Origin of the sequence: Proteus sp. HMSC14B05 (assembly GCF_001808035.1) — a bacterium.
Classification (GTDB): domain Bacteria; phylum Pseudomonadota; class Gammaproteobacteria; order Enterobacterales; family Enterobacteriaceae; genus Proteus; species Proteus mirabilis.
Window position 1 is genome coordinate 286,406 of record NZ_KV792000.1, and the last position, 26,836, is coordinate 313,241.

23 protein-coding genes are annotated in these 26,836 nt (G+C 36.8%); 14 read left to right on the forward strand and 9 right to left on the reverse strand.

Going from position 1 to position 26,836, the window contains the following annotated elements; genetic code table 11:
* The first annotated feature begins 167 nt into the window (after positions 1 to 167).
* The 3 genes from HMPREF3129_RS15305 (at position 168) to yjiA (ending at position 3,589) form a co-directional block, all read left to right on the forward strand.
* Positions 168 to 2,318, forward strand: a complete 2,151-nt coding sequence (locus tag HMPREF3129_RS15305) for a carbon starvation CstA family protein (protein ID WP_004245058.1) — start codon at positions 168 to 170, stop codon at positions 2,316 to 2,318.
* A 64-nt stretch (positions 2,319 to 2,382) separates the two neighbouring features.
* Positions 2,383 to 2,589, forward strand: a complete 207-nt coding sequence (locus HMPREF3129_RS15310; protein ID WP_004245057.1) for a YbdD/YjiX family protein — start codon at positions 2,383 to 2,385, stop codon at positions 2,587 to 2,589.
* Positions 2,590 to 2,611: 22 nt separating this feature from the next.
* Entirely contained in the window at positions 2,612 to 3,589 is a 978-nt protein-coding gene (gene yjiA, locus HMPREF3129_RS15315) for a GTPase (RefSeq protein WP_004252542.1), read from the forward strand.
* A 165-nt stretch (positions 3,590 to 3,754) separates the two neighbouring features.
* Here yjiA and HMPREF3129_RS15320 read toward each other — a convergent pair whose 3' ends face one another.
* The 3 genes from HMPREF3129_RS15320 to pepT form a co-directional block, all read right to left on the reverse strand.
* A complete protein-coding gene (locus HMPREF3129_RS15320) occupies positions 3,755 to 5,077 on the reverse strand; it encodes an L-cysteine desulfidase family protein (protein ID WP_070487118.1) in 1,323 nt (440 codons plus the stop codon).
* A gap of 618 nt (positions 5,078 to 5,695) precedes the next feature.
* The gene (gene dcuC, locus HMPREF3129_RS15325; RefSeq protein ID WP_004245054.1) at positions 5,696 to 7,063 is read right to left on the reverse strand and encodes a C4-dicarboxylate transporter DcuC; all 1,368 of its coding nucleotides are present in this window, start codon (positions 7,061 to 7,063) and stop codon (positions 5,696 to 5,698) included.
* Positions 7,060 to 8,313 (reverse strand): peptidase T, encoded by a 1,254-nt coding sequence (gene pepT / locus HMPREF3129_RS15330; protein ID WP_004245053.1) that lies wholly within the window; start codon positions 8,311 to 8,313, stop codon positions 7,060 to 7,062. Before pepT ends, dcuC begins: the two co-directional genes overlap by 4 nt.
* A 402-nt stretch (positions 8,314 to 8,715) precedes the next feature.
* Between pepT and HMPREF3129_RS15335 the strand changes: the two genes are divergently transcribed.
* Positions 8,716 to 9,360 carry a hypothetical protein gene (locus HMPREF3129_RS15335; protein ID WP_036919792.1) on the forward strand — a complete coding sequence of 215 codons (645 nt, stop codon included), beginning with the start codon at positions 8,716 to 8,718 and terminating at the stop codon, positions 9,358 to 9,360.
* Between the two features lie 123 nt (positions 9,361 to 9,483).
* On the opposite strand, the gene HMPREF3129_RS15340 is transcribed toward HMPREF3129_RS15335, so the two are convergent.
* Complete coding sequence (locus HMPREF3129_RS15340) at positions 9,484 to 10,824, reverse strand: MATE family efflux transporter (protein WP_036919794.1); 1,341 nt, start codon at positions 10,822 to 10,824, stop codon at positions 9,484 to 9,486.
* Positions 10,825 to 11,022: 198 nt separating this feature from the next.
* On the opposite strand from HMPREF3129_RS15340, the gene HMPREF3129_RS15345 reads away from it, so the two are divergent.
* Positions 11,023 to 11,922: a diaminopimelate dehydrogenase gene (locus HMPREF3129_RS15345; protein WP_012367487.1), complete on the forward strand. Its 900-nt coding sequence runs from the start codon at positions 11,023 to 11,025 to the stop codon at positions 11,920 to 11,922.
* Positions 11,923 to 12,006: 84 nt separating this feature from the next.
* On the opposite strand, the gene HMPREF3129_RS15350 is transcribed toward HMPREF3129_RS15345, so the two are convergent.
* Together HMPREF3129_RS15350 and HMPREF3129_RS15355 are read right to left on the reverse strand one after the other, a co-directional pair.
* Positions 12,007 to 12,834, reverse strand: coding sequence for a phosphoenolpyruvate hydrolase family protein (locus HMPREF3129_RS15350; protein WP_004247257.1), 828 nt, complete (start codon positions 12,832 to 12,834; stop codon positions 12,007 to 12,009).
* A 16-nt stretch (positions 12,835 to 12,850) separates the two neighbouring features.
* Complete coding sequence (locus tag HMPREF3129_RS15355; protein ID WP_036919796.1) at positions 12,851 to 14,062, reverse strand: Tm-1-like ATP-binding domain-containing protein; 1,212 nt, start codon at positions 14,060 to 14,062, stop codon at positions 12,851 to 12,853.
* 235 nt (positions 14,063 to 14,297) lie between these two features.
* On the opposite strand from HMPREF3129_RS15355, the gene HMPREF3129_RS15360 reads away from it, so the two are divergent.
* The 3 genes from HMPREF3129_RS15360 (at position 14,298) to HMPREF3129_RS15370 (ending at position 17,591) form a co-directional block, all read left to right on the forward strand.
* Positions 14,298 to 14,933 (forward strand): TetR/AcrR family transcriptional regulator, encoded by a 636-nt coding sequence (locus tag HMPREF3129_RS15360; RefSeq protein WP_004247259.1) that lies wholly within the window; start codon positions 14,298 to 14,300, stop codon positions 14,931 to 14,933.
* A 63-nt stretch (positions 14,934 to 14,996) separates the two neighbouring features.
* Positions 14,997 to 15,629: a helix-turn-helix transcriptional regulator gene (locus tag HMPREF3129_RS15365; RefSeq protein ID WP_004245045.1), complete on the forward strand. Its 633-nt coding sequence runs from the start codon at positions 14,997 to 14,999 to the stop codon at positions 15,627 to 15,629.
* A 213-nt stretch (positions 15,630 to 15,842) separates the two neighbouring features.
* Positions 15,843 to 17,591 (forward strand): hypothetical protein, encoded by a 1,749-nt coding sequence (locus tag HMPREF3129_RS15370; protein ID WP_036919799.1) that lies wholly within the window; start codon positions 15,843 to 15,845, stop codon positions 17,589 to 17,591.
* A gap of 30 nt (positions 17,592 to 17,621) precedes the next feature.
* Here HMPREF3129_RS15370 and HMPREF3129_RS15375 read toward each other — a convergent pair whose 3' ends face one another.
* Positions 17,622 to 18,032, reverse strand: coding sequence for a GNAT family N-acetyltransferase (locus HMPREF3129_RS15375; protein WP_004245043.1), 411 nt, complete (start codon positions 18,030 to 18,032; stop codon positions 17,622 to 17,624).
* A 113-nt stretch (positions 18,033 to 18,145) separates the two neighbouring features.
* Here HMPREF3129_RS15375 and HMPREF3129_RS15380 point away from each other — a divergent pair, with 113 nt between their 5' ends.
* Positions 18,146 to 19,186: an AbrB family transcriptional regulator gene (locus HMPREF3129_RS15380; RefSeq protein ID WP_036919802.1), complete on the forward strand. Its 1,041-nt coding sequence runs from the start codon at positions 18,146 to 18,148 to the stop codon at positions 19,184 to 19,186.
* Between the two features lie 84 nt (positions 19,187 to 19,270).
* Here HMPREF3129_RS15380 and HMPREF3129_RS15385 read toward each other — a convergent pair whose 3' ends face one another.
* Positions 19,271 to 19,621: a YacC family pilotin-like protein gene (locus HMPREF3129_RS15385; RefSeq protein WP_004247264.1), complete on the reverse strand. Its 351-nt coding sequence runs from the start codon at positions 19,619 to 19,621 to the stop codon at positions 19,271 to 19,273.
* A gap of 212 nt (positions 19,622 to 19,833) precedes the next feature.
* On the opposite strand from HMPREF3129_RS15385, the gene cueO reads away from it, so the two are divergent.
* A complete protein-coding gene (gene cueO / locus HMPREF3129_RS15390; RefSeq protein WP_004245040.1) occupies positions 19,834 to 21,414 on the forward strand; it encodes a multicopper oxidase CueO in 1,581 nt (526 codons plus the stop codon).
* A gap of 158 nt (positions 21,415 to 21,572) precedes the next feature.
* Positions 21,573 to 22,115 carry a hypoxanthine phosphoribosyltransferase gene (gene hpt / locus HMPREF3129_RS15395; protein WP_004245039.1) on the forward strand — a complete coding sequence of 181 codons (543 nt, stop codon included), beginning with the start codon at positions 21,573 to 21,575 and terminating at the stop codon, positions 22,113 to 22,115.
* Positions 22,116 to 22,171: 56 nt separating this feature from the next.
* Here the strand turns inward: hpt and can are convergent, their stop codons facing one another.
* Positions 22,172 to 22,825, reverse strand: coding sequence for a carbonate dehydratase (gene can / locus HMPREF3129_RS15400; RefSeq protein WP_004245038.1), 654 nt, complete (start codon positions 22,823 to 22,825; stop codon positions 22,172 to 22,174).
* 848 nt (positions 22,826 to 23,673) lie between these two features.
* On the opposite strand from can, the gene HMPREF3129_RS15405 reads away from it, so the two are divergent.
* From HMPREF3129_RS15405 to HMPREF3129_RS15415, 3 genes are all read left to right on the forward strand, one after another.
* Positions 23,674 to 24,615: an ABC transporter ATP-binding protein gene (locus HMPREF3129_RS15405; protein WP_004245037.1), complete on the forward strand. Its 942-nt coding sequence runs from the start codon at positions 23,674 to 23,676 to the stop codon at positions 24,613 to 24,615.
* Complete coding sequence (locus HMPREF3129_RS15410; RefSeq protein ID WP_004245036.1) at positions 24,612 to 25,382, forward strand: ABC transporter permease; 771 nt, start codon at positions 24,612 to 24,614, stop codon at positions 25,380 to 25,382. The genes HMPREF3129_RS15405 and HMPREF3129_RS15410 overlap by 4 nt, the downstream gene beginning before the upstream one ends.
* A 189-nt stretch (positions 25,383 to 25,571) precedes the next feature.
* Positions 25,572 to 26,801 carry an MFS transporter gene (locus HMPREF3129_RS15415; protein ID WP_004247266.1) on the forward strand — a complete coding sequence of 410 codons (1,230 nt, stop codon included), beginning with the start codon at positions 25,572 to 25,574 and terminating at the stop codon, positions 26,799 to 26,801.
* Positions 26,802 to 26,836 lie beyond the last annotated feature (35 nt).

Here is a 26,836-nt window from a genome sequence, read left to right on the forward strand (position 1 = left end):
ACCGCTTAACTCACTATATAACCGTTTAGCGATTTAATAACACTATTCATCAGACATTCTTCATATGATGTCACTGCGGGTCATTATTTTCATATTCGCTCAAATTATTATCAATTGTCCCGTACTACTCTTTGGCTGTTCGGTCTTGCCTGAAAAAAAGGTGTCTCATGAACAAAAATACATTTCTTAAGCACATACCTTGGGTGATCCTAGGGATTATTGGTGCTTTTTGTCTGTCAGTGGTTGCACTACGCCGTGGTGAACACGTCAGTGCATTATGGATAGTTGTTGCTTCTGTTGCGGTCTACTTAGTCGCTTATCGTTATTACAGTCTTTATATTGCTCAAAAAGTAATGAAGCTCGATCCTACTCGAGCCACTCCTTCAGTAATTAATAATGATGGTTTGAACTATGTTCCAACTAATCGTTATGTCCTCTTTGGTCACCACTTTGCCGCTATTGCGGGTGCTGGACCACTTGTCGGGCCAGTATTGGCTGCCCAAATGGGTTATTTACCCGGTACACTGTGGTTATTAGCTGGGGTGGTACTTGCTGGAGCCGTACAAGACTTTATGGTGCTGTTTATTTCGACGCGCCGTAATGGTAACTCTCTCGGTGAGATGATAAAGAAAGAGATGGGGCCTGTACCGGGAACTATCGCGCTGTTCGGCTGTTTCCTTATCATGATCATCATTCTTGCGGTGCTAGCTCTGATTGTAGTGAAAGCATTAGCAGAAAGTCCTTGGGGAGTATTCACCGTCTGTTCAACAGTACCTATTGCCCTATTTATGGGGATCTATATGCGCTATATTCGCCCAGGTCGTGTGGGTGAAGTTTCTGTTATTGGTATTGTTTTACTGATTGCCGCTATTTGGTTTGGTGGCGTTATCGCGAGTGATCCTTACTGGGGGCCTGCATTAACCTTTAAAGACACCACTATTACTTTTGGGTTGATTGGTTATGCGTTTATCTCTGCTTTACTGCCAGTATGGCTGATTTTAGCCCCTCGTGATTATTTAGCGACTTTCCTAAAAATTGGTGTAATTGTTGGTTTAGCTATCGGGATTGTTATTCTAAATCCTGAGTTAAAAATGCCCGCGATGACCCAATATATTGATGGTACAGGACCATTATGGAAAGGGGCTCTATTCCCATTCTTATTTATTACTATTGCTTGTGGTGCAGTTTCTGGTTTCCACGCACTGATTGCATCAGGTACCACACCTAAATTGATCGCTAATGAAATGGATGCGCGTTTTATTGGTTATGGCGCAATGTTAATGGAATCATTTGTTGCGATCATGGCATTAGTGGCTGCCTCTATTATTGAACCAGGTCTCTATTTTGCGATGAATACACCGCCTGCCGGATTAGGCATTACAATGCCAAATCTGCATGAGTTAGGGGGTGAAAACACCGCAATGATTATGGATCAATTAAAAGATGTCACCGTACACGCGGCTGCGACAGTTAGCTCATGGGGCTTTGTTATCTCGCCTGATGAGATTTTACAAACTGCCAAAGATATAGGTGAGCCTTCTGTACTTAATCGTGCTGGTGGTGCACCTACGTTAGCGGTGGGTATTGCTATGGTGTTCCATAAAATTTTACCTGCGGCAGATATGGGCTTCTGGTATCACTTTGGGATCTTATTTGAAGCACTCTTTATTTTAACAGCATTAGATGCAGGAACTCGTTCTGGTCGTTTTATGCTGCAAGATTTGTTAGGTAATTTTATCCCATACTTGAAGAAAACAGACTCTTTTATTGCTGGTGTTATCGGTACAGCAGGTTGTGTCGGTTTATGGGGTTATCTATTGTACCAAGGTGTTGTTGATCCACTGGGTGGTGTTAAGAGCTTATGGCCACTGTTTGGGATCTCCAATCAGATGTTAGCGGCTGTTGCACTTGTTTTAGGTACGGTCATCTTAATCAAGATGAAGAGAACGAAATACATCTGGGTAACCGTTATTCCTGCGGTATGGTTATTAATTTGTACAACATGGGCGCTAGGATTAAAACTGCTCAGTAATGATCCGCAAATGGAAGGTTTCTTCTATCTTGCTAATGAGTACAAAGCGAAAATCTTAGCCGGTGGGGCAGATCTTACTGCCGCAGAAATCACCAATATGAACCACATTGTGATTAATAACTACACCAATGCAGGTTTAAGTATTCTGTTCTTAGTGGTTGTTTACAGCATTATTTTCTACGGTATCCGTACCGCAATGAAAGCACGTAAAAATCCGAAAGAGTCAGCACAAGAAACACCATATGTACCTATGCCAAAAGATGTGAAGATATCTTCAGGTCATTAATCTTAGGCGAATAGGCTAAAAACCCCCGCACTCACTTAATGAGTGCGGGGCTTAGGAGAAACTTATGTTTGGTAATTTAGGGCAAGCTGGAAAATATCTAGGACAAGCCGCTCGTATGTTAATAGGTATTCCTGATTATGATAACTATGTGCAGCACATGAAGGACAACCATCCTGATAAACCAGTGATGACCTATAACGAGTTTTTCCGTGAACGTCAGGAAGCCCGTTATGGTGGCGGTGATGGTAAAGGTGGTTTCCGCTGTTGCTAATAATCTGTAAAGGAGACAAATAATGGAACCTATTGCAGTAACAATATTGACTGGCTTTTTAGGATCGGGAAAAACAACGCTTTTACGCCATATGCTCAATGAGGAGCATGGCTATAAAATTGCGGTGATTGAAAATGAATTTGGTGAAGTGCCTATCGATGATGAAATTATTGGTGATAGAGCAACACAAATAAAAACACTCACCAATGGCTGTATTTGTTGTAGTAAATCGAATGAGCTTGAAGATACTTTGCTCGATCTCTGCGATAGTCTTGATCGTGGTGACATTGTGTTTGATCGCCTAGTGATTGAGTGTACAGGGATGGCTGATCCGGGGCCTATCACACAAACATTTTTTTCTCATGAAGTGATCTGCCAACGCTATTTATTAGATGGCATTATTACACTGGTTGATACAATCCATGCTCAGCAACAGTTAGATCAATTTGCTATTGCACAATCTCAAATTGGTTATGCGGATCGCATTCTATTAACTAAAACAGATATTCAACCTGCGAGCCAACAATTACTTGCTCGTTTAAGACGTATTAATGCTAGAGCGCCTACCTATACGGTGATCAATGGGCAAATAGATTTAGCACTATTATTTAACGTAAAAGGCTTTATGTTGAATGATACTTTAGAGGTCAAGCAACCCCTGTTTCGTTTTCAGCCAGAAAAACAAGATGATATTCAGTCTATTGTACTAAATTTTGATTATCCCGTTGAGTTACAAGCAGTCTCTGATGTTATGGAGTCTTTGTTATTGAGCTTTGCCGATAACCTATTACGTTATAAAGGGATATTAAATATTAAAGATAGTCCTAACCGGTTGTTATTCCAAGGAGTGCAACGATTATATAGCGCTGATTGGGATAGACCTTGGCAAGAGAATGAAACTCGTCAAAGCACCTTAGTCTTTATTGGTATTCATCTGCCAGAAGAAGAAATAAAAGCCAGTTTCGATGCGTTAATGCATAACACTAAAGAATATGAGTAATAGCGATTGTTTGAGAAAAGTGTTTGTTGGTAGTGATGTAATAGCAGTAAGCAGTAAATAGCAGTAACGAATATTAATCATGCTCCTGGACTTGAGGAGGATCCTGTTCCTAGGATCTTATGTTTCACCCCATAATAACCATTATGGGGTGTTTTTTTATACTAATTAGCCGTTAGCAACAGCTTTATATTCCATAATTTCAATAATTTGTACATCAGTATGTTGCATTGCTCGACTAGCTAATGCACAAAGATTCTCGATCGTCATATCAACATCATGAGTGACAATGCCGTCATTACCAGTCACGCAGGTATCATCTAGCGCCATTAATACCGCTTTATAAGCGGCACTTGCTCCTGTCGACACTTTCATCGCACAACTGTTAGAGGCACCATCACAAATCACGCCACTAATATCGCCAATCATACTACTAATTGCCATTGCCATGGGTTCATAGCGTTCTTCCATTAACCACGCAATAGCACCAGCAGCTCCCATTGATGCGGTTGTTGCGGCACATAGTGAGGAGAGTGCCGGGAATTTGTGGTGAATATAAATGGCTAATAAATGTGAAAGCATTAATGCTCTTGCCATTTTTTCTTCACTAACCTGTAAATATTCAGCAACCACCACAACAGGCATTGTAGCTGCAATACCTTGATTTCCTGAACCTGAGTTACTCATTGCGGGGAGTACGGCACCGCCCATACGTGCATCAGAAGCCGCTGAAGTGCGGATCATAATTTCAGAAAGCAGATCTTTAGCTAATAAGCCACGTTGTTGCTGGCGTTGTAAGGTTTGACCAATATGCAAACCGTAAGTATTGTTCAAGCCTTCTTTTGATAATGCGTCATTTAATTGCGCCGATTGCAAAATAAAAGAAATTTCTTCTACAGGAGCTTGAGTAATAAACTGATAGATTTCTCGTGTGTTAGTGTTGGTTAAGGCTTGCTTAATTTGGCAAGGTGAGGCCGTTTGTTCAGATTGTGATGATAATTTATCAAGCACCACCTGACCATTATGGATAATTTTAACAATATTAGTATGATCACCTGCAATAATGACGGTGGCACTGTTTTCACCATCTTCAACGGTAACCTCAGAGTAAAGCACCTCTTGGCAGGCTTTTTTTATTGATACGGAAACAATGCCTGAATTTAATAGATTTTTACTCAACTCAACTTGTTCTGGTGTGGCATTTTTTAATACTTCTAGACCTGCTTCACTATCTCCAGCAACAGCTCCTAAACTAGCCGCAATAGATAATCCCACCATACCCGTGCCCGGTACAGTCACTCCCATTCCGTTTTTCATTAAGTTAGGAGAAACCTCTGCGCTAATACGGGTGATATTATGTTGCAGATAACGAGCTGCAGTGGCAGCAGCTAATGCAAGTGAAATGGGTTCGGTACAACCTAAAGCTGGCTTCACTTGTTGCTTAACAGCTTCAATTAATATTTTCCAGTAGGAAGATAATTGTTCTTTCATTGCATTATGTCCAATAAATAGTTTAATAATTCAAGGCGTTATATTGTAATTTTGATGCTTTGATCATACTGAATCTATTGGAGAAAATGTTTTCTGAATTTCCTAAGCGGGTGTAAATTTTGAGAAAAAAATACTATTTACAGATATTAAATTAGTAATATTTTATCTTGGATAAGTGTGGATTATTGAAGAATTTGATGTAGCAGTAATAGTCTCAAATCGAACAAAATAATTTCTTTAATGATAGTTGATGATTATAAATAAAAAACAATAGAATGAATGACTCATTCTATTGTTAGTATAATATCATACTTAATGTGGGCTAACTCAGAATAGTTAAATAAATGACCAACCAGTGATGATGATAGCATCACTTACACTCATTATTTAACATAGTGAATATTATGACTTTTTGCAGCTTTGGTATAAGAATAATCTGAGGTTTTTTTATAAATATATTTATCTATTTGCATGATGTAGATAATAGTAAAATAATAATTAAAATATTCTTTACTATTTTTTATTTAAAATGATTAACAATAAAATAGTTACTATTAATTTTTAGATGGTGAATATTTGTAAATTGCCTGAAGCAAATAAATGCTTCAGGCGAGTTACTTAATAATAAAATATAGCAATAATGGCGCAGTGGAAAACAAAACCAACCATAAGAGGAACAGCGGTTCTTTTTACCACATCAAAGGGTTGCAATTTAGCTCCACTGGAAACCGCAATGATCACGCCTGCCACAGGAGACATACCGCGTCCCATATGTGACGCCTGCTGCATAGGTAAAATCATTGCAATTGGATTAACCCCCATGCTATGGGCAATTTGTGGAATAAGTTCAACGAATGCAAGGAAAGGTGCATTACCTGAGCCCATAATAATTGCGGCAGCCAATGTCACGATAGCGAACACTAATGCCATTGCAAATGGTGGTAGACCAACAGATTCCGCCATAACGATCAGGCTGTCTATTGCACCACTGACTTTAATACCATGAGCAAAAACACCCGCTGCGACTAATAGCCCAACAACATTACTAAATGCAGAACCCATACCCTTTAGAAAATGTTGGAAGCCTGCACACACTGATTTAAAATCACGTAAGCGTAATGTTTCAATCAGCATACAAATTGCCATTGAAATTAATACAATAGTGACGACATCAAGGTGAATACCTTCAACAAATAGGCTTGATGAACTTACTGCCATAATAATAGGTAACATTGGCAGTAGGGCATAAAAGCCGGGGATATTTTTATCACTTTTGGCTTCTTCTGCTATTTTTCCTAATTGGGGTACAAAGCCCGCTTTGCGATCACAATGGCGTTGCCAGAAGATATGGGTAATACCAACAGCCAATACAGTTGCAATCGCCGCAGGCCCTTGGTAGTAAAGCACATACTCAACCACGCCTAAGTCAACCGCTTTTGCACCTCGAATAGCATCAATCGCTGTTGGCGTGTAAGCAACGCCTAATGAAGTTGCAATGACACCGGCAGCAGATGCTGGAGATAAACCTAGTCCTATCATAATGGGGAACATGGTACCCATTAGTAGAACGGCCAATCCTGTGGCTGACGGAATAGCAAGTTGCAAAATACTCGCGAGTAAAAAAGAGAAAAATAACAACACATAAGGTGAGCGCATATTTTTCAATGGGCGAGTTGCAACACGTACAACAGCTTCATTAGCACCAATATGATCCATATAATGGGCGAATCCCATGAGTGCCATGATCATCAGACCTAAATCTGCAGCACGACTACTAAAGAGATCACGCATAACCTCAAAGGGATCTAGCCAGCTAATACCGGTTGTTTTGACATTTTTAGGCAGAATATCTCCCCAACCAAATATCATTGTTAGTGCCATTAAGATTAAACCAGCAACTAACAAAACCGGCTCGGCTTTATATCCTTTTAAGATCATTCTAGCGACAATAATAACGACAATTAAGACCGCAAGAATTTGGATCATGCTTTAGCTCCGGGTGCAAAACGCTCTGCGGTGATCTTAACGACAGATTTCAATACATCGCTGGCAGCATAAAGCGATTTAACGGGAAGATATTCATAAATAGAGTGGAAATTGTGCGCCCCAGTAAAGATATTAGGGCAAGGTAATCCTTTTTGCGATAATGCTGCTCCATCATAGCCACCCCGCATAGGGATTGGACGAGGGGTAATACCATTGGCTTTATAAGCATCAATAGCAATATCGATAGGATATCGATTTTCACCTTGTAGACTATTAAAGACATTTGCATAACGATCGGCTTGCTTACAAACAACAGTCCCTTCACCCCATAACGCTTCACATTGCTCTGAAAGTTGTTTTAAAAATGCCATACGATGGGCGTAGCCTGCTTCTGTGAAATCACGCACATCCATTTTTAATACAGTACGTGCGCTATTACCCGCCAGTTGTTTTACCCAATAATAACCTTCACGACCTTCGGTATATTCCGGTGCTTCACCACCCGGTAACATCGCAATAAATTTATGAGCCATTAACAGTGAATTTTTTAATTTACCTTTTGCTGACATCGGGTGTGCTGAGGTTCCGATAAAGGTTATTTCAACATCACCGGCATTCCAATTTTCATATACAAGTTCACCAATACCACAACAATCTAAAGTATAAGCAAAGTCTGCGCCGAATTCTGTTACATCAAAGGCTTTTGCACCACGTAAACCTTGCTCTTCATCGGGTACAAAACCAATTTTAACTGTACCGTGTTTGACTTCTGGATGTTGTTTAAAATATTGCAACATATCCATAATAGAGGCGATAGCCGCTTTGTCGTCAGCGCCTAATAAGCTAGTACCATCTGTTACGATGATATCGTCACCAATATAGTTTTCTAATTCAGGGAATTCACTTTGACGTAAAAAAATCTCAAGTTCTTTGTTTAAGCAAAGGTCGCCACCTTTATAAGGTAAAATTTGTGCTTTAGTATCATTAGTTTGTTCTGCACTGGTATCTAAGTGACCAAAGAAAGCCACGGTAGGAACCTCATAATCAAGGTTAGAAGGTAGTGTCGCGGTAACAATGGCGGTATCGCGAATTTTGATATCTTCAACACCTAACGCCTTTAACTCTTCGACTAATTGTAAAGCGAGGACTCGCTGACCTTCCGATGAAGGCATAATCCCCGCTGCGCCATTTTCTCTATTTGTTGTAGTATTCACCTTGGTGTAAGAAATAAACCGATCAACAATGTTCATGATTAGACTCCGTTGTGTTTTTTGTATTTTATTTAATAAAATTCTGTTGTCTCATTATTGAGAATGAACAACAGTTACTTTTATCACAAAAAAAGCATTAAAGAATTATAAAAAAATAATTTTTTTTACAAGAAAATTTTAATGTTAATCAATGTTTAATTTTTGTTTTTTCATTATTAAAAAACTGTTTTTAATTATGAAAATATTTTAAAGTATAATTATTTTTAGAAAAAACAAAAATAAGTCTTTGCTAGTATAATTTATTGATTTTTTTAGTGATTTTTGATGTTTGAAATTATTTGTGAAGATAATGGTGAGTAATTAACTAAAAATTAATTACTTATTGATAGAATTTAGCGAAAGTATAATATTTAATTCTGCTAAATCTATTAGGGAGCAGATATGCAAATTAAAAGTTATTTAAAAAACACTCCATTATCGCTAAAAAGCATTAATAATGAGAGTTATAAATTTAATACAAAATTGAAATCAGCTATATTAAGTTGTTATAATACAATATCCTCTTTTATAAAACCATTTTTTCATAAAACTTCAAATAATTCAGAATTTAAAGTTCAGATTTCTAATATTGAAAATATGAAAAAGAATGAAAATATACAATTAGATAATAATAAAGTAATAAACACGCCTCACCCAATGAAAGATGATAATGCTAAATTTGGAGATTTATCTGAAGTACACAAAAAGTTTAAAGTTGATGAAATAATGAATTTAATCATTAATGATATTATCTCTGTTTTAGAAGAAAAACCTACATTAGAGAAAAAAGAAGTTCTACAATTTAAGAAAAATTTAAAACTTCACTCTAAAAGTATTTTATCATCTACTAAAGACTCATCTTTAACTGAGATTAAAAATAATTTTTTAGCATCAATCATCGATAGTATATTAAAGTCAGACGATAAAATAAAATATGAATTTGGGAATATTAATGCTTATGAATATTTTTTATTAAATAGTATAAATGAGACGGTTAGTCGTTTACTGGCTAATGATAAAAATCTTGTAAAAAATGGTGAGAAATAAAATGATAAGCGTGAATTATAAATCTTAAATAAATTTAAAATCATTAATGAATAATGTAGCAAGTTAACTTATTTAAAGCCAGTTTTTCAAGGCCTAATAATATTATTAGGCCTTGAAAGAGCATCAAATATCTAAGCGCTTAGCTTGCCATTTACGAGAGCGCCAACGCCATGCATTCGTTAAGCCTCGTAGCCACTCATCACAAAGAAAACCTATCCAAATCCCAATTAAGCCCATTTCCATTTTTATGCCAAGGAAATAGCCAACAGGAATAGCAACTCCCCACATAAAACAAACGGCTGTAATGAGTGGAAATTTGGCATCTCCGGCTGCACGTAACGCATTAACCATAACAATATTAAATGTACGCCCCGGTTCTAAAAAGACCGATAAAATAAATAAAGGTAACAGTTGGTCGATAATGCGTTGATCTTCGGTGATAGAATACAAAATAGGATCACGCATAAACCAATAAATAATCACCACACCAATAGTAAATAGTACACCTGCTTTTAGGCTTTTAAAACCCCGTGTAAATGCTTCATCAAATCGTTTTGCACCAACTAAATGACCGACTAATATTTCATTACCAATGCTAATCGCAATGCCAAATAACATTAAGAATAATGATAGTTGGAAATAGAGTGTTTGTGCGGCAAGAGGAACTTCTCCCATTAATCCTATAAAGGCAGAGGCGGTCATATAATGTAAAATCCACACTAGGTTTTCACCTGCAGCAGGTAAACCAATATGTAGAATTTTGGCTAACATATTTTTAGACCAAATCACTAATAGTCTTATATCGAATTTAATTCTTAATCCATAGAATAAAAGACCACATAATAAGACAACGGCAATAATACGACCGACAACTGTTGACCATGCAACACCCACTAAACCGTATTGTGGAAGCCCAAAGAAACCATATAGTACAATCATATTGCCGATAACAGTGACAATATTGGCAATTAACGTCACATACATCGCCGCTTTCGATTTACCATAAACCCGCAAACAGGCTGCTAAGATAATTGAAATTGCTTCAGGAATAAGACAAATACCCAAAATATGGAGATAGTTATAGCCATCTTGTACTAAATGCTCTGGCGTATTCATTACATTTAGTATGTTGTAGCCAAAAAAGAGAATAATAATGGCGCTACTAAAGCCCAGCAAAAAGTTAAAGGCGATAGAAATATGAATAGCTTGACTGGCTTTATCGCGCTTACCAGCGCCTAAATATTGAGCAATAACAACGCTACATCCCACGCTAATAAAGTTAAATATGGTGATAAAAAGATCAAAAACTTGGTTACCTACGCCCATTGCAGCTAAATAGGCAGTAGAGACATGGCTTATCATGTAAGTGTTAATCAATAGCGTGGCAAGATGAAGAAAAATATCAATAAAAATAGGCCAGCTAAGGGAAAAAAGTGAGCGATCCGCTACATCAGATTGATGCATTGAAAACCTTCTTAAAAACGAGTGAAATAGTGTTGTAAATATAATCAGAGGAAAGTGGAGCGATTTTACATGCTTTATGAATAAGGGAATAGCTAAATTGATGAACCAGTAGCAAAAAAACTTTTTATATGGTTTATTCGTTGATTATTAAACATTATTATCATTCAATAATGATTAACAACGAGAACAGGGAAATAAATGAATACTAAAATAAAAGTCGCTATTGTGGGCTATGGCAATATTGGGCGCTTTGCACTAGATGCAGTACTTGCAGCACCTGATTTTGAGTTAGTGGGGGTAGTTCGCCGTGATAGTCAAAATATTCCAGAAGAACTGCGAAATATAACAGTAACAAATGATATTAAAAGCTTAGGTAAGGTGGATGTTGCTTTATTATGTTCACCAACGAGAGCCATTAAAGATTTGGCTAAATCGATATTGAGCTTAGGTATTAATACCGTTGATAGTTTTGATGTCCACAGTGATATCGTTGCATTAAAAACAGAACTGGATGAGGTGGCGAAAAAGCATAACCGTGTTGCAGTGATTTCAGCGGGTTGGGATCCGGGTTCAGACTCTATTATTCGTACCTTAATGTTAGCTATGGCACCTAAAGGTATTACCTACACTAATTTTGGTCCCGGTATGAGTATGGGGCATAGTGTTGCCGCTAAAGCTATTGATGGTGTAAGAGATGCGCTATCAATGACTATTCCATTGGGCACTGGTGTACATCGGCGTATGGTTTATGTTGAATTAGAAACGGGTGCTAACTTTGCACAGGTTGAGCAAGCCATTAAGGCCGACAGCTATTTCTCATCTGATGAGACGCATATTAAACAAGTTGATAGTGTTGATAGCTTAAAAGATGTTGGTCACGGAGTACAAATGACCCACAAAGGAGTGTCAGGCAAAACACACAATCAATTATTTGAATATGCTATGCATATTAATAATCCAGCATTAACATCTCAATTTATGGTTTCTGCAGCCAGAGCAAGTATGAAACAACAAGCGGGTGCCTATACTGTGATTGAAATTCCCCCCGTTGATTTTTTAGCAGGGGATTTAACTACATTAATCGCAAAACTGGTGTAATCAGTTAGGCTTCTTGCAAATAAAATATTGCCCACATGATGTGGGCAATAGGATCAACGCTTAGGCAAACTTGATGATTTGAGATTAGCGTTTAATATTTTTAAACTCTTTTGTTGTTGCAGTTAAAGCGACTTCTGTTGGTAAACGTTCCATTGAACTTGCGCCATAAAAACCATGGCAATCAGGACAGTTATCAAGGATATATTGCGCATCTTTTGGTGTTGCTATAGGGCCACCATGACAAAGTACAATCACGTCAGAACGTACGGATTTTGCTGCTTTTGCCCAATCGTTAATAAGGGCGACACAATCATCTAAAGTAACGGCTGTTTCTGCACCAATATTGCCACCAGTGGTTAAACCCATATGAGGAACAATAATATCTGCACCGGCTTGTGTCATTGCAATGGCATCTTCACGACTAAAAACATAAGGTGTTGTGAGTAAGCCTTTTTCATGTGCTTTGCGGATCATCTCTACTTCAAGAGCATAACCCATACCTGTTTCTTCTAGATTAGCGCGGAAGTTACCATCAATTAAACCAACGGTTGGGAAGTTTTGTACGCCAGCAAAACCGATGGCTTTAACGTCATCTAAAAACTTATCAAAATTGCAGAATGGATCTGTACCATTAACCCCGGCAAGCACAGGTGTCTGTTTTACAACAGGCAATACTTCTTTTGCCATATCCATAACAATTTCATTGGCATTGCCATAGGCTAATAATCCTGCCAGAGAGCCACGACCCGCCATACGATAACGACCTGAATTATAGATAACAATCAGATCGATACCGCCAGCTTCTTCGCATTTTGCGGAAAGACCTGTTCCCGCACCGCCACCAATAATAGGCTCTTTACGTGCGATCATGTCATTAAATTTTTTGAGTAATACTTCACGTGAATAAGTCATACTTCTTTCTCCGTGGTTAGCGAATAAGTTCCTGGTGTAAATCATAAACTTGCTGATTAAATTCAGCAGAATTTATGTGGTAAGGACTGATGACTAATTGACGAGTCTCGGTCTCTTTAAATGTTGTTATAAATGCATCAAAAAATGCTTGGTTTGCTTGAGGATCCCAGAATGGCCCCCCTTCAATATCTAAAGCAGAAAAACCGCCCTGTGGAAAAATAAACGTCAGTGGGCCTTCACACTGATTCAATTTTTCAGCGATCCAGATCCCCATTTGACGATTTTCCCTTGGTGTTGTACGCATTAAGGTGACTTGCGAATTATGGTGATAGAAATGACGATCTTTATATTTCTCAGGTACGGTAGCAGGGCGACCAAAGTTCACCATATCCAACGCGCCACAAGAGACGATACAAGGTGTTTTAGTGCGGGCGATGGCACCAAAACGATCTTCATCACAAGCAAGGACACCCTCAAATAAATAATCACATACTTCGGTTGTTGTTAGATCAAGAACACTATGAAGTAAGTGGCTGTCTATCAGTTTTTCCATGGCTTTACCGCCACTCCCTGTCGCATGGAAAACTAAACAGTCATAATTATTTTCAAGTTTTTTAGTCAGTTGTTGAATACAAGGCGTAGTTACACCAAACATTGTTAATGCAACAGCTGGTTTATCAACACTATTTTCTTCTTGGTAAAAATAAACAGCGCCGGCAATTTGGTTGGCCGCATTTCTCAATACCTTACGAGAGATACGGTTTAAGCCGGATACATCTGTTACGGAGTACATCATTGAAATATCGCTAGCGCCGATATATCCGGAGATATCACCGGAAGCCATAGTCGATACCATCAATTTAGGTACGCCAATTGGCAAAGATTGCATTGCTGGTGTAATCAATGCTGTTCCCCCTGAGCCGCCTAATCCTAAAATAGCGAGGACATCGTCACAGTGGGTTAAATAACGTTCAAAAGCGACGGACATTGCTGCGATAGCTTTTCCACGGTCACCGCAAAACACGGCGTTTTTTCCATCAGGATGGTAACTAGCAACTTGTGCAGCTGTGACGTCAGCTTCTCTTTCTAATGCTGTAGGTTTGGTTGTCAAATCTACGGTTTTGACAGGAAGGCCTGCTTTTTTTATTAATTCACTGACATAAAAAATTTCAGCGCTTTTAGTATCAAGCGTAGTCGCAATATAAATGAAGCCAGCATACTGTTTCATAAGCCTTCCCTTACCTTTTATGATTATTGACGTGTAGATTATAATCACAATGAGACTTGAGTTTCATTTATAATAGCATTATTTTGAGACCCATGTCTCATTATTTTTATTTTTTCTCTTTTAAATGTCGCTTAGGTACACTCAATCGCCTAAAGTAAACTTTAATCGTATTAAGAATAGTTCTTAAAATCAGTATAGTAGCCACGAAAAGTGGAGTAATAGCGAAGGAATTTTTATGAGTTTTAGTCGTAATGAAATAGATACAATGTCAGGTACTCGAAAAAGAACCTACCAATTATTGGTGACAACGGCATTGCAACTTTTTGAACAAGGGATGTTACCTACCGTATCAGAGCTTGCAGCACATGCTGGTGTTTCAAGGGCAACGGCGTATCGCTATTTTCCCACTCAAAGTGATTTAATTAGTGCTACTGTTGATGCAAGTTTAGCACCGATCATTGCATGGCAGCCCACTCCAGAAGATAATACACAACAGCGTATTACTGCGTTGCTCAATCTTGCTTATCCACAAATGTTTAAACATGAAGGGGCGTTGCGTGGCGCATTGCAGGTTTCATTACAGCAGTGGGCTAAAGAGCGGCAATCAAGCGAATATACAGAAAAACGATTTATTCGTGGTCATCGTAAAGAGATCTTACTTAAAGTCATCGAACCATTAAAAGCGCATTATCCGCAAGAAATGTGGGATAAAGTGATAAAAGCTTTCTCACTTATTTATGGTTCTGAAGTTTTTTTAGTAATGAAAGATATCTGGAAAATGGATGATCAGCAGGTCATTGATATGACCCAATGGATGGCTAAAGCTATTTTAAATCAGGCAAAGTCAGATTTTCCGATAGATAACGATTAATTATTTGAATAAATCGGTTAAAATTGTATAAATCATTTACGTTTTAGCTATTGTAGGATCGTTATGTCACACAAAACTGCAGACCAAGAGTGGCTGGTAGAACAACTAAAATATATTGCACAGGGCATTGGTAAAACATTATCGCCTTTTTGTGAAGTTGTACTTCATGATCTGACCGATAGTGAAAATACCATTATGGTTATTGAAAATAATCTATCAGGTCGAAAAGTGGGGGATAGAGCAACTGAGCTAGGTATGGCAAGGATTGAATCGTCTGATTTTCCACAAATTGTTGCAAACTATCCTAATCAGTTTCCTGATGGTAGAACAGCTAAAAGTACATCGATTGGTATTAAAGATAAACAAGGCAATTATGTTGCTGCTTTATGTTTAAATATTGATATATCGATGATTAAAGGTTTACAAATGGTATTAAATCAATTTTCGACTCTTGAAGAGGGAAATCATATCATTGAAACTTTTAGCTCAGTAACAGAAGATTCGTTGAAAAAACGTATTGATGAATTTTCTGCAACTTATTCAGTGACACCAAGAGCATTGAAACCGCATCAACGACGCGAATTGCTATTGTGTTTACAGGATGAAGGTTATCTTTCACTTCGCAAAGCAATGGAGATTACTGCGCAATACCTCGGTGTTTCAAGAGCAACAGTGTATAACGATTTAAAAGAATGATTAAACGATAAGTTATTTTTTAAATTACAGCGGAATACAAATCATTAAACTAAAAAAAGATATCATTTTTGATATCTTTTTTTATTTCTATTTTAAATTAAATGTGATTTTTATTGTAAATGATTAATTAATTACTACTGTGTTATTTTTGTAAGTATAAATTGATAAAAAGAATAAAATAAACAGTTAATTTATTAATGTAAGGGCAATAAAATGAATAGAGTTAATGATGTAGGTGTATTTAATAAGGGAATAGAGTTATCTACTAAGAAAGATTATTTAGGATCATGTTATGTAACTTTTGCAAAGAACATAAAGGATATTTCTAATACAACGGCTAAGCCCAGTTTTATAAAAAAAGTTATTCATATGATGGAACGATTTACAATGTTTTTTGCAATTAGCCAAACCGGTAGAATGGGAATAAGTAATAGAGATGGGAATTTAAATAGATATAATGAAACACGTACTAATTTAGAGAATAAGGTGAAAGATTTAAAGTGTAAGATTGATGAGTTTAATAATAAACTAACAAAAAAAGATAATGTAGATAGGGAAAAAGCTGAGATAGCTACAATTACAGCTGAATATCATAACCTAAACCATTTTCTCTCTTTAATAGAGAATGAAAATTCAAGTTTTAAAGATAGATATAGTTTTTTCAATTATTTAAATGAGTTGCAACGAGCGGAGAATTTTTGCCGAAGTTCATCAAATACAGATTATAATCATCTGGCGGATGAATTTGAGAATATTATTAAGGAAAGAGTTGAAAGAATAAAAAAAGAAGATGTTATAAAAATATTTAATGAAGTGTTGATAAGATATGATAATGAAACTCGATTTAAAAATAGCAATGAAAGAATACTAGCTAATTTTTCAAGTAATAAGGAGAAAGAAAAATTTCTGTCTAAAATAAATTTTCTAGTCTGTGTTTCAAAATATAATCTTCCTCTTATGGTAGAGGTAGAGAATCTTAAAGAAGAATTTCCAGTAAAGTTACGGAAAATAATGAATGTAATTCTTTATGAAGAAAGTATAATGAGTGAAATTCTTAATAAAGCGAATATTGATTGCGTATATAGCTATTCACTTAATAAAGTGCAAAATATTTGGATTGAAGAATATATAAATAAGTTTTATGGTGGTGAAGAAATAATAATAATGGATAAAAGTACAGATGATAATGTCGCTTATTTTGTGGGGGATTTTGAGTGGGATGATTTTGATGGAATTAATAATACTAATAATGACAATATGGATTCTAAACGTAATCTTTCTGAAGTAAGTGAAATTATTCAGGAAAAATTAAATAAATATGTTAAAGGCGATAAAATATCTGATTTAACTTCTATTCTGGAAAACATAGAACTAGATAAATTAGGAGGAAAAGAAATATATACTTTAATTTCTATTCTGAAAGAGATAGAACGAGGTAAATTAGGAGATAACGAAATATATACTTTAATTTCTATTCTGAAAGAGATAGAACTAGATAAATTAGAATGGAAAGAAATATATACTTTAATTTCTATTCTGAAAAGGATGGAACTAGGTAAATTAGAATGGGACGAAATATATACTTTAATTTCTATTTTGAAAAGGATGGAACTAGGTAAATTAGAATCGAAAGAAATATATAATTTAATTTCTCTTCTGAAAGAGATAGAACGAGGTAAATTAGGAAGGAACGAAATATATACTTTAATTCCTATTCTGAAAGGGTTAGAACTAGGTAAATTAGAATCGGAAGAAATATATACTTTAATTCCTCTTCTGAAAGAGATAGAACGAGGTAAATTAAGAGGGAATGAAATATATAATTTAATTTATATTCAGAAAGAAACAGAACTAGATAAATTAGAAAAAGAGGAAAAACAAGCTTCAGTTTCTCTTGTGGAAGAACTAGGTGAATATGTCGTTGAAATGGGAAATGACAACTATGTGTCTTCATTTTTATAAGAAAAATAAATATTTTATAGTGTAAAATATTTATAATACTTTGTTTAAATAATATTTTTTGTCACTAATCGGATAATTTTCTAAGGTGCCAAAAACTTCAAATCCCTGCTTTTGATAAAAAGGCAGGGCTTGAAAGCTAAAAGTATCCACCTCAGCATATTTGGCACCTTTCTTTTTAGCTGTATTTTCCATTGCTTGCAGTAATTCTGTACCAATATTGTTACCACGATAGGCCTTATCAACCCATAGATAACGAATACGTAGCCAATTACCTAATATATCACCAGTGATCCCACCTATTTTTTTACCATTTTCCTCTTTAAAAACGGCTAAGGGCGTATATTGCTCCATCTGAATATACTGAAGGTTATGTGTTAATAAGCCTTCATAAATTTCGTTGATTTCATTCGTCGTCGGGGCGGTAGTAATTTTTAATGACATAATTAGCTCTTAATATTAATAAAAATAATATTTAAATTATCATTATTTGTTTATTAAATATTTATACCAGTGATAGGATTAATACCATAATTAAAAAAACTGGATAACACAACATGTCATTTTTAAAAAAACTACCGGGAATTCTGTTTTGTGCACTAATTGGTGGGTTATTAACATTATCTGGTCTACCGATGGCGTTGATGTTTGGGCCAATCGTCGTGGTTATTATTGCTTATCGTTTTAAATGGCAGCTCTCTGTTCCTAAGCATACACTGACTTTTATCCAACTGACCTTAGGCACCTCTGTTGGATTGATGTTTAACCAAGTACATTTAGGGAGTGCGGATAATTTAGTGCTTCTTTTGATTATCCTCGTTATTTGTTTAGCCATTCAATTTGTTGTCAGTTTCTTATGGTTTCATCGTCATATTGGTTGGACAAAAGAAGAGGCTATGTTAGGCGCTGTACCTGGCGCGATGGCGGCTATTCTTGCTTTAACTGATCATACCAAAACACCACCACAAAAAATTGTTATTTCTCATACTATTCGTTTAATCGTATTGATTATTATGGCTGGATTTATTGTTGGCTCAGATAAAGCAACTTTTACGGAGTTTACATTACCTGAAATGACACTGTTGTCATCGATATGGTTATTATTAATTGTCGCGTTAGGGCTAGTATCTGGGCTTTTATTACAGAGAATTCATTTTCCAGCACCGTTTATGTTGACATCATTAGGCAGTGCAATATTGGTACAATCTTTTGTCAGTGAGCCGATTGCTTTTCCAATGCTATTAAATGAACTCAGCATGGTGTTAATTGGGATGAATATTGGCGCACATTTTGTGGTTTTTCCTTTTGCTTCGTTAATTAAAAATGCTTTTTCCTCTGTGCAGGTGGTCATTATCAACGTTATTTTAACGGTGATCGTTGCATTGAGCGCGGCTTATTTAACAGGGGCGCCTTGGACAACGTTAGTATTAGCTTGGGCACCGGGAAGTATGGAAGCAATGACATTTGCCGCGATCACTATGAATGTCGATGCGGCTTTTGTGATGTCGAATCATATATTGCGTATGTTGATCATTCAAAGTATTCCTTCTATTGCCTTGTTTTACAGTGAACGAAAGCAGAAAAGAAAACGTGAGTAAAATAGCAATAACAGTAAGATATCGACAGATATAATAAATTGAAAAGCCACTGTATCAGTTTGATAGAGTGGCTTTTTTATACAATTAATAGTTTAGTAAGCTAAGTGATTTTTGGGCTAGTAGTTGACATTTTTTGTTATGAGCAATTTGTATATTTTTTAAATCCTGATAACTATCTTCATTAAGCTTGCTCATTGGGAGCATTGAATAATTAGAGACATCCCACTGCTGAGATTGTGAAAAAATAATCAGCGCTCGTTCTATTTTTTGTTTTGAGATCTGCTCATAACCACAATCATTATTTAAAAACAGGTATACCGCGGTTAAATCAGCTAAGTCTTCTGCTTGAGTATAAGTGAGTGCTTTTGCACTAGAAGAAAAAAGCGTGGCAAAAGAAAGAATAACAGTGCAGAACAAAGCGAACATTTTTTTCATTAGTGGTGACATTCCTATATGTGATGATTTCACAAGATTTGTTATTTGACTTAATTAAGTTAAAAGTTTTGCAAAGACCCGTTGCTTTGTGTGGTTTCTATTTGACCTTCCAGTAAGGGGAGACTTTAGCATTGCTCAATAGTTTATCGATAAATTTATTTACCTAATTATGACAAATATAGAGTAATTGATTTTATTCAAAGGAATACATTATGCAACGTCGTGAATTTTTAAAATTAGGGGCAACATTAAGCGCCGTCACACTATTACCAAGTTGGAGCCGTCTCGCATTCGCCCAAACTAACACGCCTTCACTCGCTATTCCACCTCAAATTAGCCCAGACAAACAACAAAAGATTGTTCTTAATATCCAACAAGGTGTTTCCCAGTTTACTGCTACAGCAAGTACAACTACTTGGGGGTATAACGGTAGCTTATTAGGCCCAGCATTAAAATTAAAACGTGGTGAACCTGTTACTATTGAGATCAATAACACGCTACCAGAGACTACGACGGTGCATTGGCATGGTCTTGAGATAAGTGGTGAACAAGATGGAGGTCCTCAAGCGACTATCGCACCGGGTAAATCACGAACAGTAACTTTTACGCCAGATCAAGCGGAGTCGACATGTTGGTTTCATCCCCATACTCATGGGATCACCGGAAAACAGGTGGCAATGGGGTTAGGGGGATTAGTGATCATCGAGGATGACGAAACGGCCAAGCGAAAGTTACCTCACCGCTGGGGAGTGGATGATTTACCGGTTATTTTACAAGACAAACGCTTAGACAGTAACGGTCAAATTGACTATCAACTTGATGTGATGAGTGCTGCAGTAGGTTGGTTTGGCGACATGATGCTCACTAATGGTGCGATTCAACCGCAACACATTGTACCAAAAGGTTGGATTAGATTACGTTTCCTCAATGGTTGTAATGCACGTAGTCTTAATTTAGCCACCAGTGATGGCCGACCAATGTATGTAATTGCTAGCGATGGTGGGTTATTAGCGGAACCAGTCAAAGTGACAGAACTCCCTATTTTAATGGGGGAGCGTTTTGAAGTACTGGTTGATACCTCAGATGGACGTGATTTCGATATTGTCACTTTACCTGTCCGACAAATGGGGATGGTATTAGCGCCATTTGATAATGTATTACCTGTATTACGTCTACTGCCTTCAGCAGAAAAAGCGGTGGGTATTTTACCTGATCAATTAGCCTTAATTCCTGCATTACCATCACTAAGTCATATTGCGACACGTTCATTACATTTACGTATGGATATGCGTTTAGATATGCAAGGTATGATGGCGCTAACGGAGCGTTACGGTGATAAAGCGTTAGCGGGAATTCACCACGGTATGAGTCATATGCGTCAGGGCAATGGAAATGGCATGATGGGGGGCGGCATGAATTGCGGTCATGGCTCTGCGGATGTCGATATTTATAATGCAAATAGCATCAATGGGATCCCATTCTCAATGACCGAACCTGCATTTGATGTTAAACAAGGGGTTTATGAACGCTGGCTGGTTTCTGGTCGTGGCGACATGATGTTACATCCATTCCATGTTCACGGAACACAGTTTCGTATTTTATCGGAAAATGGGCGTAAACCTGAAAAACATCGCCAAGGTTGGAAAGATATTGTCAGAGTGGAAGGGCAAATTAGCGAGATCCTTGTAAAATTTGACCATTTAGCGACAAAGGAACACCCATTTATGGCTCACTGTCACTTATTAGAACATGAAGATACAGGAATGATGGCGGGCTTTACGGTGAGTCGATAATTTTTACTGTAATAAGTAACAAAATTAGCGATAAAAGTTTGCAAAGGGAGTAAAGCTAATATTTTATTCCCTTATTTTCCTTCATTGACAACGTCGCATGATGATAGAAATTCTGGTACAATCGGTTGCTTTCCCCGTTAACCCAATCGAAATAAATCATGAAACATATTGTTGATGTCATGATCTCTGAAGAAGAGATCAAACAGCGTATTGCTGAATTAGGTCGTGAAATCACAGAACATTATCGTTCTCGTCAAGAAAAACACGATTTGGTCTTAATTGGCTTATTAAAAGGCTCTTTTATTTTTATGGCGGATTTATGTCGTGAAATTGAAGTGCCACATGAAGTCGATTTTATGACAGTATCAAGTTACGGTAATGGAATGACGTCAACAAGAGACGTTAAAATCATTAAAGATCTTGATGAAGACATTCGTGGTAAAGATGTTCTGATTGTTGAAGATATTATTGACTCAGGTAATACTTTAAACCGTGTTAAAGAGATTTTAAGTTTACGTGAGCCTGCCTCTATTGCTATCTGTACGCTACTTGATAAGCCATCACGTCGTGAAGTGGATGTGCCAGTAGAGTGGATTGGCTACTCTATTGAAGATAAGTTTGTTATAGGTTACGGCATTGATTATGCACAACGTTATCGTCACCTACCTTATATTGGTCACGTAACGCTACTAGATGAATAATCTTGTTGATTTATATCGTATATTAAACCCGCTTTGGCGGGTTTAATATTAGAAAATCAACGTGGATGGCTTAATTTTGCAATAGCTTGGCGATAAGAGAGTTCTAGTTTTTCACGACTGTCTGAGGTGATATCTAAATCGTGTAATTCACCATTGTTTAAACCGTAAACCCAACCGTGGATCATCACTTTTTGTCCACGTTTCCATGCGGCTTGCATAATAGTTGAGTGACCAAGGTTATAAACTTGTTCTATCACGTTAAGTTCACAGAGTAAATTTAATCTATCTTGTGGTGCGAGTTCACCTAACATGGAGCTATGTTTATACCAGATATCACGGATATGCAGTAACCAGTTATTAATTAAGCCCAGTTCAGTCCCTTCAATAGCAGCTTCAATACCACCACAGCCATAATGACCACAAACAATAATATGCTCAACTTGTAGGACATCAACGGCATATTGAATAACAGAAAGACAGTTTAAGTCGGTGTGGATCACAAGGTTTGCCACATTGCGGTGTACAAATAAATCACCAGGGGCGGCATTAATTAATTTTTCAGCGGGAACGCGGCTGTCTGAACAACCAATCCATAAGAAATGAGGTTTTTGGCCTTTACTCAGCTCTTTAAAAAATTGCGGGTTTTCTTCTGTAACAGAACTTGACCATTGTTTATTGTTGGCTAACAGTTCTTCAATTTTTCTCATCATGATGTGACTGCCTGTAAATTCAGTTTCCCACCATTTGCGCTGACAGTAGGCCAACACGAAATAGCTTTAGTGTTATTGTTGGATGTTTAAGCTCAATAAAGAAAGGGTATTTTTATACCATTACTTTTAAATGAATCAGAAGGCTTTTTTTGAGCCAAGTGACAGTTAATTGCTTGTCTATTTTTGCTTTCAAATAAGATAGAACTTTTTACAGTATTTGTTTAATGAATTTATCAACACATTATTTGATGTAAATCAAATGTATAAAAAGATAACTGATTGTTAACTCGATTATTCTTATTTTGAATAATCGAGGGTAATTATTTTTTCATAAAAAATATTAATGTTTATTTGGGCTGGCGAATGATGAGGATAAAACCTGTTAACGGTATCTGTCCGTTTTTTATTGATAAATTATTGGAGGTAATAAAGCGCATGATAATATCTATCAGTCAGATTGAGTAATAAGACCAATAAATTTATTGCTATCAAACAGGCTAAATAATAACATTTAGTTATTATTGGCTTTTTATTGAGATTAATACTGGAAAATAGCTACAATTAATCGTCATTTTTATTGATCAGTAATTGCAGTGTTCGCTCTGTTGACTATTAAAATAGTTAAATAAAATTTATTTATCTGTTTGAGGCATTATCTGTAAAACGGTTTATTTACGTCTTATTTTTCTCTAGAATATCTTATTCCATTTTGATCCTATTGAACTAAGCCCATTTTCTATACCTATCCTGATTTGCACTCAGGGGAGTAAGGCTTAGTTGAATAGCTATTTCTGATTTCAGCTCAGTCAATGCTGAATAATGCAGTTGATAAAAGGTAATTTCCACTTATGACTTATGCATTGGAGTTAACCGAGTTAACGAAAACTTACCATAATGGTGTCAAAGCGCTTAAAGGAATTAATTTAACCGTAGAAGCGGGGGATTTTTATGCGCTATTAGGCCCTAATGGTGCAGGAAAATCGACCACCATAGGGATTATCAGCTCTTTGGTGAATAAGAGCAGTGGTAAAGTCAAAGTATTTGGCTATGACACTGATACCGATATGGTTAATGCTAAAAGACAACTCGGATTAGTGCCACAAGAATTCAATTTCAACCCTTTTGAAACCGTATTACAAATTGTCCTTAATCAGGCTGGCTACTATGGTGTACCACGTAAAGTGGCATTAGAGCGTGCAAAAACGTATTTAACCCAATTAGATTTATGGGAGAAAAAAGATGATAGAGCACGTTTTTTATCTGGGGGAATGAAACGGCGTTTAATGATTGCGCGTGCATTAATGCATGAGCCTAAATTGCTGATCCTCGATGAGCCAACGGCGGGAGTAGATATTGAATTACGTCGTTCAATGTGGACGTTTTTACAACATTTAAATGCACAGGGCACCACTATTATATTAACCACACATTATCTTGAAGAAGCAGAAATGCTGTGTCGGAATATTGGTATTATTCAGCGTGGTGAACTGGTTGAAAACACCAGTATGAAAGGTTTATTAAGTAAATTAGAGTCTGAAACCTTTATTTTGGACTTAGCAGCAAAAAGTCCGTTACCTGAATTACAAAATTACCAGTATCGTTTAGTCGATACATCAACACTAGAAGTTGATGTGAAAAGAGAGCAAGGATTGAATGGGGTTTTTGCTCAGCTCAATGCACAAGGTATTCAGGTTTTAAGTATGCGTAATAAAGCTAACCGCCTTGAGGAGTTATTTGTGCATTTAGTTAATGAAGATCATACAGAAACAGAAAAAGGAGAGAGGGAATGATTCAGTTGTATTGGGTAGCCCTCAAGACGATTTGGATTAAAGAAGTGACCCGTTTTGGCCGTATCTGGGTACAAACTTTAATTCCTCCTGTTATCACGATGTCGCTCTATTTTGTTATTTTCGGTAACTTAATTGGTAAGCGTATTGGTGATATGGGCGGTGTTGATTATATGCAGTTTATTGTTCCCGGCTTGATTATGATGGCGGTGATCACAAACTCATATGCTAATGTCTCCTCTTCATTTTTTGGCGCTAAATTCCAACGTAGTATTGAAGAATTATTAGTATCGCCAGTACCGACCCATGTTGTTATTGCCGGATTTGTGGGTGGTGGTGTCGCCCGTGGTATTTGTGTTGGGATATTGGTCACTCTGGTTTCACTATTTTTTGTACCACTAGAGATACACTCTTGGACAATGGTTGTGGTGACATTATTAATGACCTCGATTGTTTTTTCTCTCGCAGGATTGTTGAATGCCATTTTTGCGAAAACCTTTGATGATATTAGTATTATTCCCACCTTTGTTTTAACGCCATTAACTTATTTAGGAGGTGTGTTTTATTCACTCTCCTTATTACCTGCATTTTGGCAAGGTGTTTCTAAATTAAACCCGATTGTTTATATGATAAGCGGTTTCCGTTATGGTTTTTTAGGGATCACTGATGTGTCATTAACGGTGACAATCACGGTACTATGCCTGTTTATTGCCGTGTTTTATATCGTAGCCTGGTACTTAATTGAAAAAGGTCGCGGTTTAAGAAGCTAATCTACAAATTAGTGTTTAAGGTAATAAAAATTAAAATCGGTGTCTGAAACAACAGATGCCGATTTTTTTTAGCTAAATTTCATTCAGTTATGTTAAATTTTATTTAAATTTGTCTTTTACTATTAACAAGTTTAATTTCTTTGTTTAGTATACTAAACAAATAACTTTGGGATGGTAAAGGATAGAAGCATGGCAGTGGCAAGCGAAACAGCAAAAGAACCAACGGTACTTTCTCGTCGTAAATTGTTATGTATTGCCGGAATGGGGTGGACTTTCGATGCAATGGATGTGGGGCTTCTCGCCTTTTTATTAACGGCGTTAAAAGAAGATTGGGGATTAACCGCAGCGCAATTAGGTTGGATTGGCAGTATTAATTCTATCGGTATGGCCGTAGGCGCTTTTGTCTTTGGCATTATGGCCGATAGAAAAGGTCGTAAACCGGTATTTATCTTAACGTTGCTGCTATTTAGCCTTGGTTGCGGTTTAACTGCATTAGCAAGCTCCTTAATGGTGGTATTAATTTTACGCTTTTTTATTGGTATGGGCTTAGGCGGAGAATTACCCGTTGCTTCTACATTGGTGAGTGAAAGTGTTAAAGCTCATGAGCGTGGTCGTATTGTTGTTTTATTAGAGAGTTTTTGGGCGGTAGGGTGGTTAATTGCCGCGTTAATAGCGTATTTTATTATTCCTGATTATGGCTGGCGTATGGCTATGTTATTGAGCGCACTACCCGCAGTTTATGCACTCTATTTGCGTTCAAAGTTACCAGAACCCAGTTCCACGCAGTTATTATTACAAAATCGTTTATCTCTTCGCCAATCAATGGCATTGATTTGGTCACCTCAATATCGCCGTTCAACACTGATGTTGTGGGTATTATGGTTTTGTGTGGTGTTCTCTTATTATGGCATTTTTTTATGGCTACCGAGTGTCGCAATGTTAAAAGGCTTTAGTTTAATTAAAAGCTTTCAATATGTGTTGATCATGACACTCGCTCAGTTACCGGGCTATTTTACCGCAGCATGGTTTATTGAACGTTATGGTCGTAAATTTGTGTTAATCACTTATTTAGCAGGCACCGCGATTAGCGCTTACTATTTTAGCGTAGCCGATTCCACAACCACACTATTAGTGTTCGGTATGTTGTTATCATTTTTTAATTTAGGTGCGTGGGGGGCATTATATGCTTATACCCCAGAACAATATCCTGATGGTATACGAGCTACAGGCGCTGGAACGGCGACGGCAATAGGACGTATTGGCGGAATATTAGGGCCACTGATGGTAGGCTATTTAGTGCAATATCAATTTGACATAAGCACTATTTTTCTTATTTTTAGCCTTTCCATTGTGATAGCGATACTAGCGGTTATGTTATTAGGTAAAGAAACCAAAAATAGACCACTTAATTCCATTTAATCACTTTTTTTATGACTAAAAATACAGAACGTCTC

Coding starts and splice junctions, on each gene's coding strand:
- HMPREF3129_RS15410 (WP_004245036.1), top strand. CDS start 24,612: ATGATTCAGTTGTATTGGGTAGCCCTCAAGACGATTTGGATTAAAGAA.
- yjiA (WP_004252542.1), top strand. CDS start 2,612: ATGGAACCTATTGCAGTAACAATATTGACTGGCTTTTTAGGATCGGGA.
- HMPREF3129_RS15340 (WP_036919794.1), bottom strand. CDS start 10,824: ATGCATCAATCTGATGTAGCGGATCGCTCACTTTTTTCCCTTAGCTGG.
- HMPREF3129_RS15365 (WP_004245045.1), top strand. CDS start 14,997: ATGTCACACAAAACTGCAGACCAAGAGTGGCTGGTAGAACAACTAAAA.
- HMPREF3129_RS15320 (WP_070487118.1), bottom strand. CDS start 5,077: ATGAAAGAACAATTATCTTCCTACTGGAAAATATTAATTGAAGCTGTT.
- HMPREF3129_RS15385 (WP_004247264.1), bottom strand. CDS start 19,621: ATGAAAAAAATGTTCGCTTTGTTCTGCACTGTTATTCTTTCTTTTGCC.
- HMPREF3129_RS15355 (WP_036919796.1), bottom strand. CDS start 14,062: ATGAAACAGTATGCTGGCTTCATTTATATTGCGACTACGCTTGATACT.
- HMPREF3129_RS15310 (WP_004245057.1), top strand. CDS start 2,383: ATGTTTGGTAATTTAGGGCAAGCTGGAAAATATCTAGGACAAGCCGCT.
- HMPREF3129_RS15405 (WP_004245037.1), top strand. CDS start 23,674: ATGACTTATGCATTGGAGTTAACCGAGTTAACGAAAACTTACCATAAT.
- HMPREF3129_RS15350 (WP_004247257.1), bottom strand. CDS start 12,834: ATGACTTATTCACGTGAAGTATTACTCAAAAAATTTAATGACATGATC.
- cueO (WP_004245040.1), top strand. CDS start 19,834: ATGCAACGTCGTGAATTTTTAAAATTAGGGGCAACATTAAGCGCCGTC.
- HMPREF3129_RS15360 (WP_004247259.1), top strand. CDS start 14,298: ATGAGTTTTAGTCGTAATGAAATAGATACAATGTCAGGTACTCGAAAA.
- HMPREF3129_RS15305 (WP_004245058.1), top strand. CDS start 168: ATGAACAAAAATACATTTCTTAAGCACATACCTTGGGTGATCCTAGGG.
- can (WP_004245038.1), bottom strand. CDS start 22,825: ATGATGAGAAAAATTGAAGAACTGTTAGCCAACAATAAACAATGGTCA.
- hpt (WP_004245039.1), top strand. CDS start 21,573: ATGAAACATATTGTTGATGTCATGATCTCTGAAGAAGAGATCAAACAG.
- pepT (WP_004245053.1), bottom strand. CDS start 8,313: ATGAACATTGTTGATCGGTTTATTTCTTACACCAAGGTGAATACTACA.
- HMPREF3129_RS15335 (WP_036919792.1), top strand. CDS start 8,716: ATGCAAATTAAAAGTTATTTAAAAAACACTCCATTATCGCTAAAAAGC.
- HMPREF3129_RS15345 (WP_012367487.1), top strand. CDS start 11,023: ATGAATACTAAAATAAAAGTCGCTATTGTGGGCTATGGCAATATTGGG.
- HMPREF3129_RS15375 (WP_004245043.1), bottom strand. CDS start 18,032: ATGTCATTAAAAATTACTACCGCCCCGACGACGAATGAAATCAACGAA.
- HMPREF3129_RS15415 (WP_004247266.1), top strand. CDS start 25,572: ATGGCAGTGGCAAGCGAAACAGCAAAAGAACCAACGGTACTTTCTCGT.
- HMPREF3129_RS15370 (WP_036919799.1), top strand. CDS start 15,843: ATGAATAGAGTTAATGATGTAGGTGTATTTAATAAGGGAATAGAGTTA.
- dcuC (WP_004245054.1), bottom strand. CDS start 7,063: ATGATCCAAATTCTTGCGGTCTTAATTGTCGTTATTATTGTCGCTAGA.
- HMPREF3129_RS15380 (WP_036919802.1), top strand. CDS start 18,146: ATGTCATTTTTAAAAAAACTACCGGGAATTCTGTTTTGTGCACTAATT.